We start from the raw sequence: 15,336 nt of genomic DNA on the forward strand, positions 1-15,336 counted from the left end.
GAAACGCTGACTGCGTTGACTTGCTATGACGATGGGGGAAGCGGTACTGGATCAGCAGTGAATGCAACAGTGCCATGCATATCGCTGAGGGCAACGACGAGGCCATTACGGATAAAGAGGCGGGGAACTCGTGCTGCGAGCGCGGTGACGATTTCGTACGGAATCGTGTCAGCCAGGATAGCTGCGTCCTCGGCTGTCATTGCTCCTGCTCTGCCATCCCCGAGGACGAGTACGTCGTCGCCAATCCGTACACCACATGCTGCTGTCATAGCCTGTGCCGGACCCTGCTTCCCGTCTCGTGATGCGTGGCTACGTTCAGGTTCCGGCATGTCTTGTGACACGCTCTCGTTGCGGTCTGGGTGTGGGGCCGAAGACTGAGGCAGTCGTGTTGCGTGCTGGGTTGCCTCAAACGCAAGGGAACCAGCTGTATCCAAATCGTCCAGGTGCTGCAAGGGAGCAGGCAGCTCAATAATCGTCTGGTCCATGCAGATGCGGCCGCGGATGGGGCAGCGTTGCCCATGGGTTGCCATCCAGCCACGATTTGAGAGCGCCCGGAGTAGTCCGTCACCATAGCCGATTGGGACAAGTGCACATAACATCGGCCGATCAGCGATGAATGCTGGACCGTAGGAAATCCCTTCTCCTGGTTGCACGCGGAATACACGGGCAACACGACTCCAAAGCTGCAGCGCTGGACGCACGCCCTCTGGCACGGGGACGTCAGGTGACGGCGACAAGCCATAAAGTGCTATACCGCAGCGAGCTAGTCGTTGTCCTGGCAGACTTGCATCGCCAAGTAATCCCTGGATCGTTGCGGCACTATTTGCTTGGTGAACCGTCTCAGGCACAATGCCAGCATCAGCAAGTTGCTGCCGGACAGTCCTGAATCGCTCGACTTGTTTGCGGAGTAACGACGAGCCAGGGGCATCGGCTGACGCAAAATGCGTAAAGAGCCCGGCCAGTCTTGTCTCTGGCGTGGAAACGATAGCATGCGCAACATCAAGGGCGATGGCAGGTTCCACGCCAAAGCGATGCATTCCCGTGTCAACTTTGAGGTGGACCGCAGCTTGCCGGCCTACCTGTCGCGCAGCAGCTTGCACGACGTGCACGTCTTCAAGCGATCCGACAGCGAGCTGCACATTGGCCTGGAGCGCTGATGCAACCCGGGCATAGTTTGGCGGACCGAGGACGACAATGGGCGCTGTGATTCCCGCTTCACGGAGCACCAAGCCCTCTTCGATCCGCGCGACACCGAGCCAGGTTGCCCCACCATCGAGAAACGCTCGTGCACATGGCACCAGTCCGTGCCCATAGGCATTCGCCTTAACGACGGCCATCAGTGCGGTATCGGCTGGAAGGCGAGCGCGGAACGTAGCAGCGTTTGCTGCAAGACGATCAAGATCGATGACCGCATGCGTGCCAGTTCTCGCGGCAGCCACGCGTGCCTCCGGGGTCAATTCATCCACAAGCTGCTTCTCCCCTTCCCCTGGCCCTGTTCCTGCGTGCCATTATGCGCGCGTTGGCCGGAAGAGTGCGAGGAGTGCGATAACCAGCGCACACCAGCCGAGAACGATGGGCGCATTTGGTAATTCACCTGCTGCAGTGTAGGCAATGATGAGCGTTGCCACGATGATGGCTGCCTGGCGCCCCCGTGCGCTACCCGTTATCCGACCAATTGCGAGTACTGTGGTAGCCAGGATTGCCGCTGCGATTGAGGGGTCACTCACTGCCACGTGTGCGGGCAAGAGCGTCAGGCCAAGCTGTGTAGGGGCGAGTACAGTGCGAAACGCTTGGACAAGCGCCAGTCCACCTGCAAGGGCTGCTGGAATCCACAATGATGAGATGCGAACAAGGCGTCTGCGTCCTAATGGCCAAGCCGCTCTTCCTAACCAACTCCGGCAGGCTACGGCAGTAGCGAGGAAGGCAAGCCCAGCTCGCACGGCGAGCAGCGAGAGACCATTTAAGGCGGTAGATGACACCAAAATTGCGACGAAAAATGCGAGCGTCGCTGTTGCGGCCTGGATGTTGGCGGCATCCACGAGGAGGCTCACTGTGCAGAGCGCGGCGATGATCGCGACCCCTTCAGCAAGAACGAGTGATGAAGCGGGTGTGCCGGTCAGGAGAACGTGCGACAGGTCAAAGAGAAGCAAATGCCCGAGTGCAAGAGCCCCGAGAACAAGGCTTCCCCAACCGCTCGGCCGGTGGTGATATGTGCCATAGTTCCAGGCTAAGAGCACCGCTAAGGCTGCCCAACCGATGGTGGCCAACGGTCCAGGAACAGCGAGCGCAAAACTGAAGGCGAGCATGCCAATACCGAGTGCGCCGGGAAGTATGGTACGGGAGCTCGCCAAGTCTTCGTGTCGAATGAGCATGCCGCAAAGTCCGCATTGGGCAAGCCCGAGGACAGCAAGGAACGTGCCGCGGGCAGCAGTTGGGTTGTTGACAAGTGCTGTCATCCCGATCAGCGCAACCAAAAGTGGAGTGGCAACGCTAACCAGCAGCGTGCTCGCAGCATTGCGTTGCGGTGCTGTCGAGCTGCTGCCGAGGATAACGAGGGCTTCTGTAAGCCAAAATGCAGCGAGGACTGCCAGCACATGCTTTGCCGCCTGTCCAGTGTATGTTGCCCAGCTCAGTTGGGAAACAATAGCGAGCAAGGCGAGGAGCCCAACCCATGACCATCGCCGACGCCAGCTTATCAGGATGCCAATCACCAGCGCTCCAAACAGTGCTGCGAGTGCAAGCACGCTCAGGGGTGGACCTGGAAGGGTTGCCGGAGTGAGCAGCAGTGCAGCAAGTCCAGCGCCAGCAAGGGGCTCGTGGTTTTTCCAGAGACCAGTGCTAAGCGCAAGAGCGGCAAATCCCCAGAGGAGGAGCAGTCCAGTTGCTGGTAGGAGGAGCCCTGTCAAGCGCATGCCAGTAGCGACCCATGCTGCCCCAACAAGCAAGCCAAGTGCGATTTCTACCGTGCTCCGCATCGCCCGATGCACGGATGCTGTCGCAATGCCACCGGCGAGTACCAACCCGGCAGCCGTAAGCCCGAGTGCGAGTTGCGTCAGCGGGGGAATCGCTGGCCACCCCAATGCTATTCCCAGCATTCCGCCTGCTAGGGCCACGAAGAGCAAGTCGATCCAGCGCACCCACGTTATCCAGTGCCGTAGCTGCTCGGAGCGTGCATGCGGAGAAGCAACTCCTCGCGATGCCATGTCACGGATTCCTGAAACCGGTGGGGATTGCATAGACTCGATGGCCTGGCTTGGTGAGGAGAGTGCTTCAACGGCTGCCGTTGGCGCGCTGTTATTGGGCCCGCTCCCGAGAAGCCCGCGCTTTGCGAGCACACGCTCGAGTTGGACTTCGAGCAACTGAAGTTGCTCATTGAGCATTTGCTCAATTTCCTGCTCGGTTAGCGTGAGGAGCGGCAACGTGTTGTCGGTCTGGTGGAACGTGATCGCAGGCGGTGTTGGTGCTGAAACCATCGGTTGGGTAACCGAATCAAGAGAAGAATTTGCAGGCTCTGGGAGCTTGCTAGGGGAATGCAGTGTTGCGTTATTCGGAGGTACAGGCTCATCGGTTATTGGCGGAGACGAAGGCAGCGCGGAGCCATCGGCGGCGGCATGGTGAATTGCTTGAAAGAGCTCCTCAGAGCGGGCATGTTTGACGAAATAGTTCCGTGCTCCTGCGTCTCGTGCCTGGCGTTCCAAGAAAGCATTGTCATGCATCGTCAACATGATGACGTGGACGGACGGAAAGAGTTCATGAATCTGCTCTGTTGCCCGTATGCCATCCATTCCTGGCATGGTAATGTCCATCAGGACGACATCGGGCTGAAGCACCCGTACCTGGCTAAGTGCTTCCTGCCCGGTGGCTGCCTCACCAACGACTTCGAGCCGGTGATCAGACTGGAGCAGTTGGCGCAATCCTTCGCGGAACAGGTCGTGGTCATCGACGATAAGAACACGAATCCGCCGGTCATTCGGGTCAGGAGGCGCGGATTGGTGCTGGTGCGCTAGAGTCTGCTGGTTGCTCGCCATGGTTCCTCAGCCTAGCCAGGAGGATATGCCTCACGTAGCGGCCCTCTCAGGTACTGGGTACCGTGTATTCTCGCATGTCCTGTTGATCCTGGGCAGGGGCAAGCGAGGGCAGAGGAGTGAACATCCTAGGTCGCCCAGACCCCGTCATGCCTCATCGATGACAGGAGCAAAATATAAACTGGAAAACCGTAGGCAGCGTTTGCTGCCGCTCCATAGGCTAGGCCAACTGCACAATCGCACTGGGTTGGCCAGAAGAGGGTGTTGTCTCATGACTAGAGCCTTGGGCCACCGCATCGGAGTGAGCGTATGAGCCACAGCGGCTCTGGTCAGTCCCCCAGTAGTGTTCCATGCTACGAGGTCGAGCATGCTCAGCGTCACAGACAGTAGAAGTCCCTTGAGTGTCCATCCGGTACCGGCGCTCGCCCGATCGGTGGCCAGGGCAGGTGGCTCCACAACGCGCAGTCGTCGGCAGGAAGAGAGCGCTAGAGCGTAAAACCAGCGGGAAACGGGTCGTCATCGCGCAAGACGAGCGTGCCGATGCCCATACAGTAGGACATCGTCGAAATTTCGGAGACAACGCCGTCATCGCCAGCTGCAATCGCGCGCGCAGTAAAGCGCAAACCGAGCGGGCTCTCGTGATAGTACGGGGTTCCAAGTGGCAGCTGGCCCTTTGTTGTCAAGAGCGCAACGTGGGCTGCAGTGCCAGTCCCGGAAGGCGTCCGTCCCATTGTCTGTGGGGCGTAGAAGTTCGCGACCCGTGCTCCTGCTGGCGGGGTTGTAGCATTGGGTGGTAGTGGCTGGCCATGCGCGTCAACGTCCTCGAAGATCGTGACGAGGTCAACTGGTCGTCCTTGTTCAATGCCGGGAATGTCAGCTCGCAATTGGCGACGTGCAGCTTGCCACAGCGCTGTGCCAGCGTCGAGCAGCTGCTGTCGTGTTGTTGGATCGTCAAGTGGGTGAAGGGCGATGCCGAGCGCAGCGGCGGGCACGAAGGCATAGAGCAACCCACCCCAGGCCAATTCGACGGCAAGATTACCGAATGCTTCGGCCTGAAGAGAGGCCTGGCCAAGCGCAAATGTCCGCCCGCTTTCCATTGTGACAGCACGAACGCGGCCGCTACCGAGCGTTACTCGCACGGGCACTACCCCAAGCACCGTGTCAAGCCGTAGCGTCAGATCTCCATCCTCGATCTCCCGCGGTACCAGGCCACTTTCAACGAGCGCAACTGCGACACTAAACGTTGAGTCGCCACATGCGTCGAAATAGCCATCAGGATGAATGAAGATCACGCCGGCGTGGCTGCCAGGTGTCACCGGATCAGTAACGAATGCGCCAAGCATGTTGCGATGCCCACGCGGTTCGCGGCAGACGAGCGCGCGTAGGTTGTCATAATGTTCAGCGAGGTATGCCTGTTTCTCTGCCATGGTGCGCCCAGGCAAGGGTGGGCAGCCAGCGACGACAACTCGCGTCGCTTGCCCGTGGTGATAGTCCCACACATGCAGTACATGTCGTGCGTGGCCAAACATCGATTCCTCCCTTTCCTCGGGCCGGATCGTATGCCAGCTGTCGTAACAGTGCAATGCTTGTCATGTTCTGCCGTGCACAGTAGCCTGCCCAAGAGGTGACGTCGATTGCGGGAGGAGACGCGATGGCGTTTCAGGAAGAAGCAGATGTACGGGCCGTAGTGCCGCGTGATCCGTATGCCCGTGGCGTGGTGCCACCACAACCGTTTGCTGCCGTTGCTCCGGTTGAGGGTGAGTTTGTTGCCGTCATGCAGGTCACAATTCCAGAGCGAAATCTCCAGCTCGAGCACTATGGCTCGCGGGCGTTTCCTGAGGGGGCGATCGCCGAGCTTGTCGTAACTGACGAGCCCGAGGCACGGCCGGGCGTGCGTGTTCGGCAAGCCGCCTATCTTGGCTTCCTGCGTATTAGCCGGGGTGGTGTCGTCGTTGTTGGTGAGCGGTGTGTGCTTGCTGGCCAGCCGCTCGGACCAGTCGTCGGCTTCGATGCGAGCCACGAGCCAAATCACTACAGCATTGTCGTCCGTGGATCATTGCAGCATGGCGCTGAGCGTGGAGTGCAGCTTGGTCACCGTGTGGCTTTCTTGCTGACGTTTGGTTCGACAACGCATGCAGGAGGAGGATGAACCTGCTACCACGTCTCTGGGACGCCAGGCGACAGCATCACAGGTCTAGAGGCAGGAGGGCAGGGGGAGTCCGCGCAAGGCGGATGCACCCCTGCCTGCTTCGTTCATTTGCGTGGTTACCCAGTGAGTTGTAACCCGCGTCGTTGCGCGTTGACCCAGAGCCGTCGCCCATAATGATGGGTTACGATACTGCTCAACACAAACACGATCACGAGCATTGCCAAGCCGATCGCACCAATAACTTCGGCGGCGGTCAGTTGGGTCAGTTGATCAGGATCAGCGCCGACTGATCTCATGGTGCCGAACCAGTCGAGGAGCGCGAATGTGGCGTGCAATAACCCGGGCACAAATGGCGCGAGCAGCAAGGTGAACGCTTCGCGGCGCAAGATCCGTTGGATGTCTCTAACCCCAATGCCAAGCTGGCGCAACGTTGCGACCTGCCGGGTGTCGGCCGACACGTGCTCAGTTAGCTTGAACACGATGACCGCGCCGGCAGCCAGTAGCGAAAGGATTGCGAACAGTCCAAGCGTGAAGAGCAGTGCGCTAATATAGCGCGTGATCTCTTGGATTTGTGTTGGTAAGGATGAGAACCCCAGGTTTGCACCAACCGGCGGCTCTTGTTGATCAAGCCAACGCATGATCACCGGTGCGCTTTGCTGCCAGCGGTCGTAGAAGAGCCCGTTGTAGGTCGCGACGAGCGCGGGTGAGATCGTCGCCGCCTGCGTGGCGAAAGTGGCGAACGTTTGATCATCGACGATGAAGAAGGTTTGGTTAACGCCGAACGAGTCAACAATGGCTCCGGGTGTAGCTCCTGCACCGACAATTGAGAGTTGCAGCGCGGGCAGGTTGGCGAGAACGGAAGGCTCTGGGGCCGGTTCTGTGAGATCGACTGGATACACTGGATAGGTGTGGCCAGGTGTAAGCCATCGTGTCGTCTCAGAGCGTTCAAGATCCTGCGTGCTTAGTGGGACTGTAGCCTTGGTCCCCATATCGGTGCGAATGGCAAACGTCTGGCCAGGTCGCAATACTGGTACCATGGGGAATATGCCGGCACGTCGACCGTGCGTGCGCTGGATTTCCTGAACCAGTGCCAGATAAGCACTCCGTGACATCAACGTTACCCCACGAATGCGGTCACCATACCAGCCTCCATCTTCTTGGTAGGCGGCAAGTCCACGTTCATCAATGCCTTGGAGCGGCGCGGCGGCAAGCACGGTCTGGTAGCGTATGCTCCGGACTGGCCCAAACCCCTTTTGCTGGAGCATCGCAACAAACTGGTTGGTAACCTGGTCAAGTTTCTGACTGTCGATTCCTTGCGTAACAAATTCAACGGTAACCGGGTTTTGTTGCAAGGCCTGGGTGAACGCTTGCACCTGGGTGCTTACCAGCATGCTCGCGGTGCCAACGACCGCGGCTACCAGCGCGGCGATCAAGGTGCCGGAACCTGCATGACTCTGAAGCCGAGCAGCCAGCCGGGCACGGCTTACCAAACCTACGGCGTCGTATCCTCTTGCCGTCGTGTTCCGTCGAATCCACCATCGCAGGCTTTCAGCAATGAGCCAATAGGTGCCAAGACAGCACAGCACCACAATGGCTGCCATAAGCGCAGGCCAGAGGATAACGGCCAGCGAAGGTGCGATATGGTGCAGCACCCACGGGTGAATGAGCCCTGCAAGGCTATACGCAATCACCAGTGAGAGGATGCCAAGGATTGCTTGCTTCGCTTGCGGACGACGTACAACCTCAACGGTTCGGGTTGCTGCAAGTAGCTGCCGGGGCCAGCGTCGTCCAACTTGCCATGCCGAGAAGATCCCTTCAAGCAGAATGAGGATTCCAAAGAGCATCGCCGTTGTGACGAGCGTAGAGGCATGCAATGAGATAGTCACCCGCTCTGGGAGAAGCAGCATAACGCTCGCGATCATCAGGAACAAAGGCAAGAGCACAATACCAAGTGCAAGGCCAAGCGCAATGCCGATTCCTCCCAGCCACACGCTTTCCCAACAGACGAGCGCGTAGCGTGAAGAAGGTGCCATCCCAAGGGTGCTGAGCAGGCCAAGTGCTGGACTCTCGCGTCGTAGGAGCAGCCGGTGGAAGTAGACGATGAAAAAGAATGCGAAGACAAGGATGATGCCGAGGAGGACAAAGAGGACGTTTGGGATGAAGTTATCGAAGTTCGAGTGGATGCGCTGGGAGTACACGCTCAACTGCGTTTTCACCCCTTGCATCAGTGCGAGGCTCATCAGAAAGATCGCAGTGGAAATCGCCACGACAAGTGGATAGCCAAGATAGGCACTAAACGTTCGCCGAATCAGTTGAAACCAGAGTCGTCGCCATGTCATGCCAGTGCTCCTTCCAACGATGACAAGGCATCGATCACTCGTTGGTAAAAGACCGCGCGTTCGTCTGTCCCACGCCGCAGCTCAGCGTAGAGTTGGCCGTCTTTCATGAGCAGCACGCGCTCGGCATAGCTCGCGGCAAATGGATCGTGGGTGACCATGAAAACTGTCGTCTGTTCGGTCGCGTGCAGACCTGCAAATGTTTCGAGAACCATCCGGCTCGAGCCTGAGTCGAGGTTGCCAGTAGGCTCATCCGCTAACAACAACAGGGGGCGATGCACAATCGCCCGGGCAATAGCGACGCGCTGTTGCTGGCCGCCGGAGAGTTCGAAGGGAAAACGCTGGCGATACTCGAACAATCCGAGCTGCGTCAAGACCTCATGGACACGCGCGAGGTCGGCTTTGCCAACTGTATGCTCGAGTGTCAATGGCAGCAGCACATTCTCTTCGACGGTCAGTGGATCTAACAGGTTGTAGTCTTGAAAGACAAAGCCAAGTACTGTCCGGCGTAGCTGGGCACGTGCTGCTTCTGACAGAGTGTCGAGTCGTTGCCCTTTGAGTGTGATGCTCCCAGCTGTTGGAGTATCAAGACCGGCAATCAGGTTCAGCAGGGTAGTCTTGCCACACCCAGATGGCCCCATAACTGCCACGAAAGTCCCAGCGTCAAGCGTGAAGCTCACGCCAGCAAGTGCGGTGTGCGCAACACCACCGCGTGCATGATAGATCTTCTGTAAATGATCGACGTGAACAAGCGTAGTCATGTCCTGCCCCTTTCAGTTCGTTGATCGGTCACTGTCCTAGGCGCCCAGGCAGCGCTGCCTACTCTCACTGTGCCGAATCAACGCAGGAGCTTGCCTTAACTGCGGGTGACAGTTTGGCAGCGAATGCTTACAATCCTGTCACTTACGGTTCTGTTCTCCGTGGTGCTGGGCTGGGGCAAGGAAGGTTGCTCGCGGGATCCGGAGTGTCACCGTTGTCCCCTGGCCTGGCTCGGAGGCAAGGGTGAGTTGGTAGCCAAGGCGTTGAGCGATCTGGTGCGCGAGGTAGAGCCCTAATCCAGTGGCAGTCGCCGCTTTGCGACCAGCCTGGCCGGTGTAGAAAGGCTCAAAAGCACGGGCTTGGTCTTCGGCGGTCATCCCTTCGCCATCGTCGCGGAAATCGAGGGTAATTGTCGAGACGTCGTGTCGAAAGGTAATGGTCAACGTTGAGCGGCCGTACTGCAGTGCATTCTTCACGATTTGCTCGATCAACAGCCGCAGCCAGGGTTCGTCTGTGAATGCAACGTAATCTACTTCGTCCCCCTCAACCACAATTTGTGGCGTCATCATGCGAATTGTCCAGTCGTTGTGATAGTCGGCGATAATAGCGCGTACCAGTGAAGGCAGTGAGACGCGTTGGGGACGAAAGTCGCGCGAAAGGTCTTCCAGGCGCACGGTTTGTAGGGCTTGCCGCACTAAGCTATCAAGACGGCGGAGCTCAGCCCAGTAGTGTCGGGAAATCTCGGGCCACCGCTGCCCAATTGCCCCATCTTTTGCTGCTTGGTCAGCCAGCTGCATGAGTAGCCACAGGGCTTGCAGCGGCGTTTTCATGTGGTGAACAAGTCGCGTTGTCAAGGCAATGTAGAAGAGGACTTTTTCTTCCGTCCGCGCTTGATGATCACGCCATGCTGTTTCAAGGGCGCGGAGTGCAGAAAAGCACGCGCGAGCGTCGGCAGTCGGCGCGTCGTCTGGGGTGGTAAACGTTAGCCGTTCAGTGCTGGGGATGACTGAAAGGCGGTGGATCGTTGTCCACGATTCCCGCCGAATCAAACCATCCCAGAAGAGGCCAAGTATGAGTGCGCCAACACCGAGGCCAAAGGCATAGGCAAGATCAGCGCCATGAACGGCATAGCCACTGACCATGCCGGCAAGCCAAAGCGTTACGATCGCCAAGCCAAGGCCGGTAAGCGCACCAAGCAACAGTCGCCAGTGGTCAAGCGCGTAGTTGCTGAGGTAGCGAGGCCAGGACTTCAGGGCATCGTCACGATGCATCTGGCGCTCCTTCGTCGTGATTGCGGGGTGAGATAAATGCACTGTCGTCAAGGGCAAGCCGATAGCCAACGCCACGAACCGTTTCAATGGCGCTGGCGAGACCAAGAGCGGCGAGCTTTCGCCGCAGCCGTGCCATGGTGACGGTGAGAGTGTTGTCATCGAGAAAGGCGTCACTATGCCAGCCAACAGTCTGCAACGTTTCGCGTGTCACGGGCTTTCCTCGGGCTTCAATTAAGGCCACAGCGAGCCGCAGCTCAGTTGGGGTGACAGCGACATGCTGCTCACCGTACCGTAGCTCGCTGCGCGTGAGGTCAGCACAAAGTCCAGCGTAGGTTGGTAGGGTTGCATCCGTGCCAGCGAGTTCGCCGTAGGCGCGGCGAAGGAGCGCTTGGACTTTGGCGATAAGTACCTCGAGGTGAAACGGCTTAACGAGGTAATCGTCGCCGCCTTGCTCAAGGCCGCGAATAAGGTCAAGAGGTTCACCACGTGCTGAAATGAACAGAATCGGCGCTTTGGTGAGCGTCCGGATGCGCCGGGCCCAAAAGAAGCCGTCGTAGGCCGGAAGGTTAATGTCGAGCAGAATCAGATGCGGTTGCAGCGTGGCGATATCGCGTGCAAGGTCGTGAAACGCGCTACCGTCAGCGACATGGACAGTGAATCCATAGCGTTGCAATGCTTGGCTAAGCAAGGTCCGCAGGGCGACATCGTCTTCGACGAGATAAAGCACGTACATATCGCTGAACCAAAACGCCTCCTGCCTGTCATCTGGTTGCAAGTGTACGAGAAGCAGTCTCTCCTGCGTTCATCAGCGTACGTTTGGCTCTGGCAGGGAACCATTCGGGGGCATGTCCTTGCGAGTGGGTTCCGGCGATGAGCGATGTGATGGCATCGGTCGCCTACCATGCTCTCGTGACGGATATTACATGATAGGCCGTTGGTGGAGAGGTGACACACTGCGCCGATCTCAGCACGTCGGCAACATCTAGGGCTGAACTGGGTATGCAAGGCGGCGAGATGATTGAACATCTCGCCGCCGGTCAGTTATCTACCAGTAGCGTAACGCTGAACGGAACAATTCGCGCAAGTCTTCGGCTGTCACTGGCCGCGGCGACAACCCAATGACGGCCTTCTGAGGCAGCGTGCCAGCAACAAGAGCATCGAGGTCTGCCTCACTATAGCCGACCCCGCTTAGACCATTGGGGATGTTCAATCGCCGCATGAGGGCGATCAGCGCGTTCGCCAGGATCTCACCAGCATCCTCAGGCCCTGCTCCTCGGACGTCTGCCCCCAGCAGTTCCGCTGCTTTCAGGTGGCGTTCCGGTGCTGCCTGGGCTGTCCAGCGGAATACCGCCGGTGCGTTCAAAATCACCGACATCCCGTGTGGGATCAGCGGGTGATCGGCTGGATAGCCCTCAGCACGATAGGTGCGAACGAGGCCTGAGACAGCGTAGGACATACCGTGTGGCAGGTGGACACCAGCGTTGCCAAAACCGACTCCAGCCATCGAGGCTGCAAGAAGCATCTGACTGCGGGCTTCTTCATCTTCCGGATCCTCGACCTCGCGGACAAGGTACATCGCTACACGCCGGATCGCCTCAGCTGCCCAGATATCGCTGATCGGGTTCGATCCCTGATAGGCGGGGCGTAGTCCTGGTTCGGGCGGTGCTTCCCGTCGGTGATACGGTAGCGCCGTAAATGACTCGATGGCATGACTAAGCACGTCGAGTCCGGTACATGCGGCAACCATCGGCGGCATCGTCCGGGTATTTTCCGGGTCGAGGATCCCCATCGTTGGACGAAGAGCCCGATGGCGAATCCCAGTTTTCGCTCCCATTTCGACAAAGTCGAAGATCGCAACGCCGGTTGTCTCACTGCCGGTTCCGGCCGTCGTGGGGATCGCAATCAAGGGCTTGAGCGGACCAGGAACCGGCTTCCCTTTTCCGATAGGAGGATTGACATAATCAAGAAAGTCGGCGGGATAGGTCGCGTAGAGGTTGGCAGCTTTGGCCGTGTCCATTGTTGATCCGCCGCCAACAGCGACGAAACCGTCGAACTTGCCCTCGCTGGCAAAGCGGCTTGCGTCTTTAAAAGATTGGTCGGTTGGCTCAACCTGAACCTGGTCGTATAACACGGCATCGATGCCATGGTGGCGCAAGTTTTCCATGACCGTTTCGACCGGTGCGCTGTGCGCTAGCCGGGGATCGGTCAGGACCATCACCCGTCGTGCGCCAAGCTGGCGCATGTCATAGCCGACCTCACGTGTTGCGCCGACACCGAACTTAATACTTGAAGTATCCATCGTAAACGCGTACTCGAATGGCATACATGCTCCTCTCGTGTGTGGCTGACGGTGCGGTTAGCCAAGCTCTTCGCCCGTTCGGTCGTGCAAGAAGAATGCTCCAATGAATGACACCACGGCCATGAGAATGATATAGAGCGAAAGCGGCGTCGAGTTCTTGTAACGCGAGAGCAGCGCTGTGCTGATGTATGGGGCTGGTCCACCGGCGATGATTGCGGTCAGCTGGTAGCCGAGTGAGGCGCCGCTATAGCGCACGCGAGTCGGAAAGTTTTCGGCAATGAATGCCGCCTGTGGTCCATAGAGAAGCCCCCAGATAAATAAGCCGATCATCACAGCCAGTACGATTAGCGCTGACTGCTTGGTATTGAGCAGGGCGTAGTAGGGGAAAGCGTAGAGGGCCATGAGTACTGTTGCAACGAGGTAGACACGCTTGCGGCCAATTCGGTCAGCAAGGTACCCGCCAATGAATACCCCAACGATCCCAGCTAGTGCCCCAGGTATCGTGGCGTTGACCAGAAGGCTGCGATCCAGTTTCAAGAACGTTGTGCCATAGGCGATCAAGAAGGTGGAAATGATATAGTAGCCGCCGTTCTCAACAACACGCGCGAGCATTGACCAAATCATCGGGCCAAGATGCGTGCGGAAGACCTCAACCAGTGGCGCTCGGGCAAGTTCGCCTCGCTCCAGTGCCTGCTGGAAAAGCGGTGTCTCAAAGACGGTCAGTCGTACATAGAGGCCAATGGCAACCAGGATGAGACTAAGCAGGAATGGAACACGCCATCCCCAACTCTCGAATCCGTTCCCTGAGATATTGATGAACAACGTTGTGACCAACGAAGACAAGATCAGGCCGAATGGGACGCCGAGTTGTGGCAGACTGGTGATAAAGCCACGCTGTTCGCGCTTGCTCCACTCCATTGCCAGCAGAATCGCGCCGCCCCATTCACCGCCGACGCCAAGTCCCTGCAGGATGCGCATGAGCGTCGCCAGTACCGCTGCCCAAATGCCAATGACACTGTAGGGCGGCAATAGCCCAATAACCGCTGTGCCAATACCCATAAGCAAGAGCGTCGTAATCAGCGTCGCTTTACGTCCGAGGCGGTCGCCAAAATGCCCGAAGAGAGCGCCACCAATGGGGCGAGCGACGAAGCCAACAGCGTAGGTAGCAAAGGACTGAAGAAGTGCAACGTACGGATCTTCTTTGGGGAACAGCAGCTTTGGGAAGATCAGAGCGGCCATGGTGCCGTAAAGGAAGAAGTCGTACCACTCAATTGTCGTGCCGATCACACTCGCGATTGCGGCACGCCGGAGTTGGCGTGCATATTCTTCCGCTGGCAGCGCAAATCCCGCTTCAGCCATGGTGTCACCTCCATCTCGCTCTGTGCCTTCCCGCATATCCCGTAGCGCTGGGCAGTGACGCTACGCACGTGTCAAGCTCAAGGCTTGCCGTCTCGCCTCCTTTCTTTCGACTAACTCAGCTGCTGATCCCCTCAGCTTGTGCTGCCCGACTGTAGCCCTTTAATGAAGAGGTATTGGGCAGCCATGTCTTTCGGTGCGAAACTTGCCTCAGCTGCCTGGTGATAGACCTCGAGCAGCTGTTCGAAGATCGGCAAACGTGCCCGGTGCTCATCAGCCATCGCTTTCGCCAGTGTGAGGTCTTTGAGCAGAAGACCTAGGGCAAATCCTGGATCATAGCGGTCCTTCGCGATGAAGAGCTCATAGTTGCGCTGGTAGATGCCGCTCCGACCGTAGCTGACGTTCAAGATCGGGAAGAGTTTGGCTTTGTCAAAACCGACGAGATCAGCAAGCGTCATCGCTTCGGCGACCGCTTCAGTATAGAAGCCAATAAAAAAGTTATTGATCAACTTGACAATGTAGCCAGATCCTGGATCTTCGTCGACGTGGAAGATGTTCTTGCCGATGAGGTCAAAGAATGGTTTGGCGCGCTCGAAATCAGCCGTTCTCCCGCCAGCCATGACTGTCAACGTGGCGACTTCTGCACCTTCCACCCCGCCCGAGACCGGCGCGCCGATGAAGCCGATGCCGCGCTCCGCCAGCGCTGCTGCGACCTTGCGGCCGAGCGTGGGACCGATAGTGCTCAGCTCGATTGCTAATTGCCCTTCGTGGCCATGCTCAGCAATGCCGCCCGATCCCAGGTACACCTGCTCGACTTCTGCAGGGCCGGGCAAGCTGGTGCAGAGCACCTCGGCTTCTCGCACAACGTCGGCTACGCTGTTGCGCACTTCGCCACCCGCATTGGCGAAACGTTCGCGGGCACTCGGCGCAATGTCATAGCCAATGACGCGATGCCCGCCGCGCAGCAGGTTGCGGCTCATGGGGAATCCCATGTTACCCAGGCCGATGAACCCTATCGTGGCCATGGCACACCTCCGGCTGCTGTCCTACCCATACGCTGAATGATGCCGCTGCCCTAACTCTAGCACCGTTAGACCAGGCCGGACAGGGTGCTGGGCGGCGGGCTGAATCTACGTCTACG

General features: G+C 58.3%; 11 protein-coding genes. 1 reads left to right on the forward strand and 10 read right to left on the reverse strand.

Annotation, left to right across the window (positions count from 1 at the left end; all coding sequences use genetic code 11):
- Positions 1–23: 23 nt before the first annotated feature.
- The 3 genes from alr to N675_RS02755 all read right to left on the reverse strand — a co-directional run bounded on the left by alr (position 24) and on the right by N675_RS02755 (position 5,554).
- A complete protein-coding gene (gene alr, locus N675_RS02745; protein ID WP_051913931.1) occupies positions 24–1,466 on the reverse strand; it encodes an alanine racemase in 1,443 nt (480 codons plus the stop codon).
- 42 nt (positions 1,467–1,508) lie between these two features.
- On the reverse strand, positions 1,509–4,028 hold the full coding sequence (locus N675_RS13435) for a response regulator (protein ID WP_051913933.1): 2,520 nt from the start codon (positions 4,026–4,028) through the stop codon (positions 1,509–1,511).
- Positions 4,029–4,510: 482 nt separating this feature from the next.
- Positions 4,511–5,554, reverse strand: coding sequence for a proline racemase family protein (locus N675_RS02755; protein ID WP_038037736.1), 1,044 nt, complete (start codon positions 5,552–5,554; stop codon positions 4,511–4,513).
- A 122-nt stretch (positions 5,555–5,676) separates the two neighbouring features.
- Here N675_RS02755 and N675_RS13440 point away from each other — a divergent pair, with 122 nt between their 5' ends.
- Positions 5,677–6,174, forward strand: coding sequence for a DUF6917 domain-containing protein (locus N675_RS13440; protein WP_051913935.1), 498 nt, complete (start codon positions 5,677–5,679; stop codon positions 6,172–6,174).
- A gap of 116 nt (positions 6,175–6,290) precedes the next feature.
- Here N675_RS13440 and N675_RS02765 read toward each other — a convergent pair whose 3' ends face one another.
- The 7 genes from N675_RS02765 to N675_RS02795 all read right to left on the reverse strand — a co-directional run bounded on the left by N675_RS02765 (position 6,291) and on the right by N675_RS02795 (position 15,220).
- Positions 6,291–8,513, reverse strand: a complete 2,223-nt coding sequence (locus N675_RS02765) for an FtsX-like permease family protein (protein WP_038037737.1) — start codon at positions 8,511–8,513, stop codon at positions 6,291–6,293.
- Positions 8,510–9,271, reverse strand: coding sequence for an ABC transporter ATP-binding protein (locus N675_RS02770; RefSeq protein WP_038037738.1), 762 nt, complete (start codon positions 9,269–9,271; stop codon positions 8,510–8,512). The genes N675_RS02765 and N675_RS02770 overlap by 4 nt, the downstream gene beginning before the upstream one ends.
- A 138-nt stretch (positions 9,272–9,409) precedes the next feature.
- A complete protein-coding gene (locus tag N675_RS02775) occupies positions 9,410–10,540 on the reverse strand; it encodes a sensor histidine kinase (protein ID WP_038037739.1) in 1,131 nt (376 codons plus the stop codon).
- Entirely contained in the window at positions 10,530–11,273 is a 744-nt protein-coding gene (locus N675_RS02780) for a response regulator transcription factor (protein ID WP_051913937.1), read from the reverse strand. Before N675_RS02780 ends, N675_RS02775 begins: the two co-directional genes overlap by 11 nt.
- Before the next feature lie 312 nt (positions 11,274–11,585).
- Positions 11,586–12,863 carry a hydroxyacid-oxoacid transhydrogenase gene (locus tag N675_RS02785; RefSeq protein ID WP_038037741.1) on the reverse strand — a complete coding sequence of 426 codons (1,278 nt, stop codon included), beginning with the start codon at positions 12,861–12,863 and terminating at the stop codon, positions 11,586–11,588.
- Positions 12,864–12,896: 33 nt separating this feature from the next.
- Positions 12,897–14,198, reverse strand: coding sequence for an MFS transporter (locus N675_RS02790; RefSeq protein ID WP_038037743.1), 1,302 nt, complete (start codon positions 14,196–14,198; stop codon positions 12,897–12,899).
- 131 nt (positions 14,199–14,329) lie between these two features.
- The gene (locus N675_RS02795; protein ID WP_038037744.1) at positions 14,330–15,220 is read right to left on the reverse strand and encodes an NAD(P)-dependent oxidoreductase; all 891 of its coding nucleotides are present in this window, start codon (positions 15,218–15,220) and stop codon (positions 14,330–14,332) included.
- Positions 15,221–15,336 lie beyond the last annotated feature (116 nt).

Origin of the sequence: Thermorudis peleae (genome assembly GCF_000744775.1) — a bacterium.
GTDB lineage: Bacteria > Chloroflexota > Chloroflexia > Thermomicrobiales > Thermomicrobiaceae > Thermorudis > Thermorudis peleae.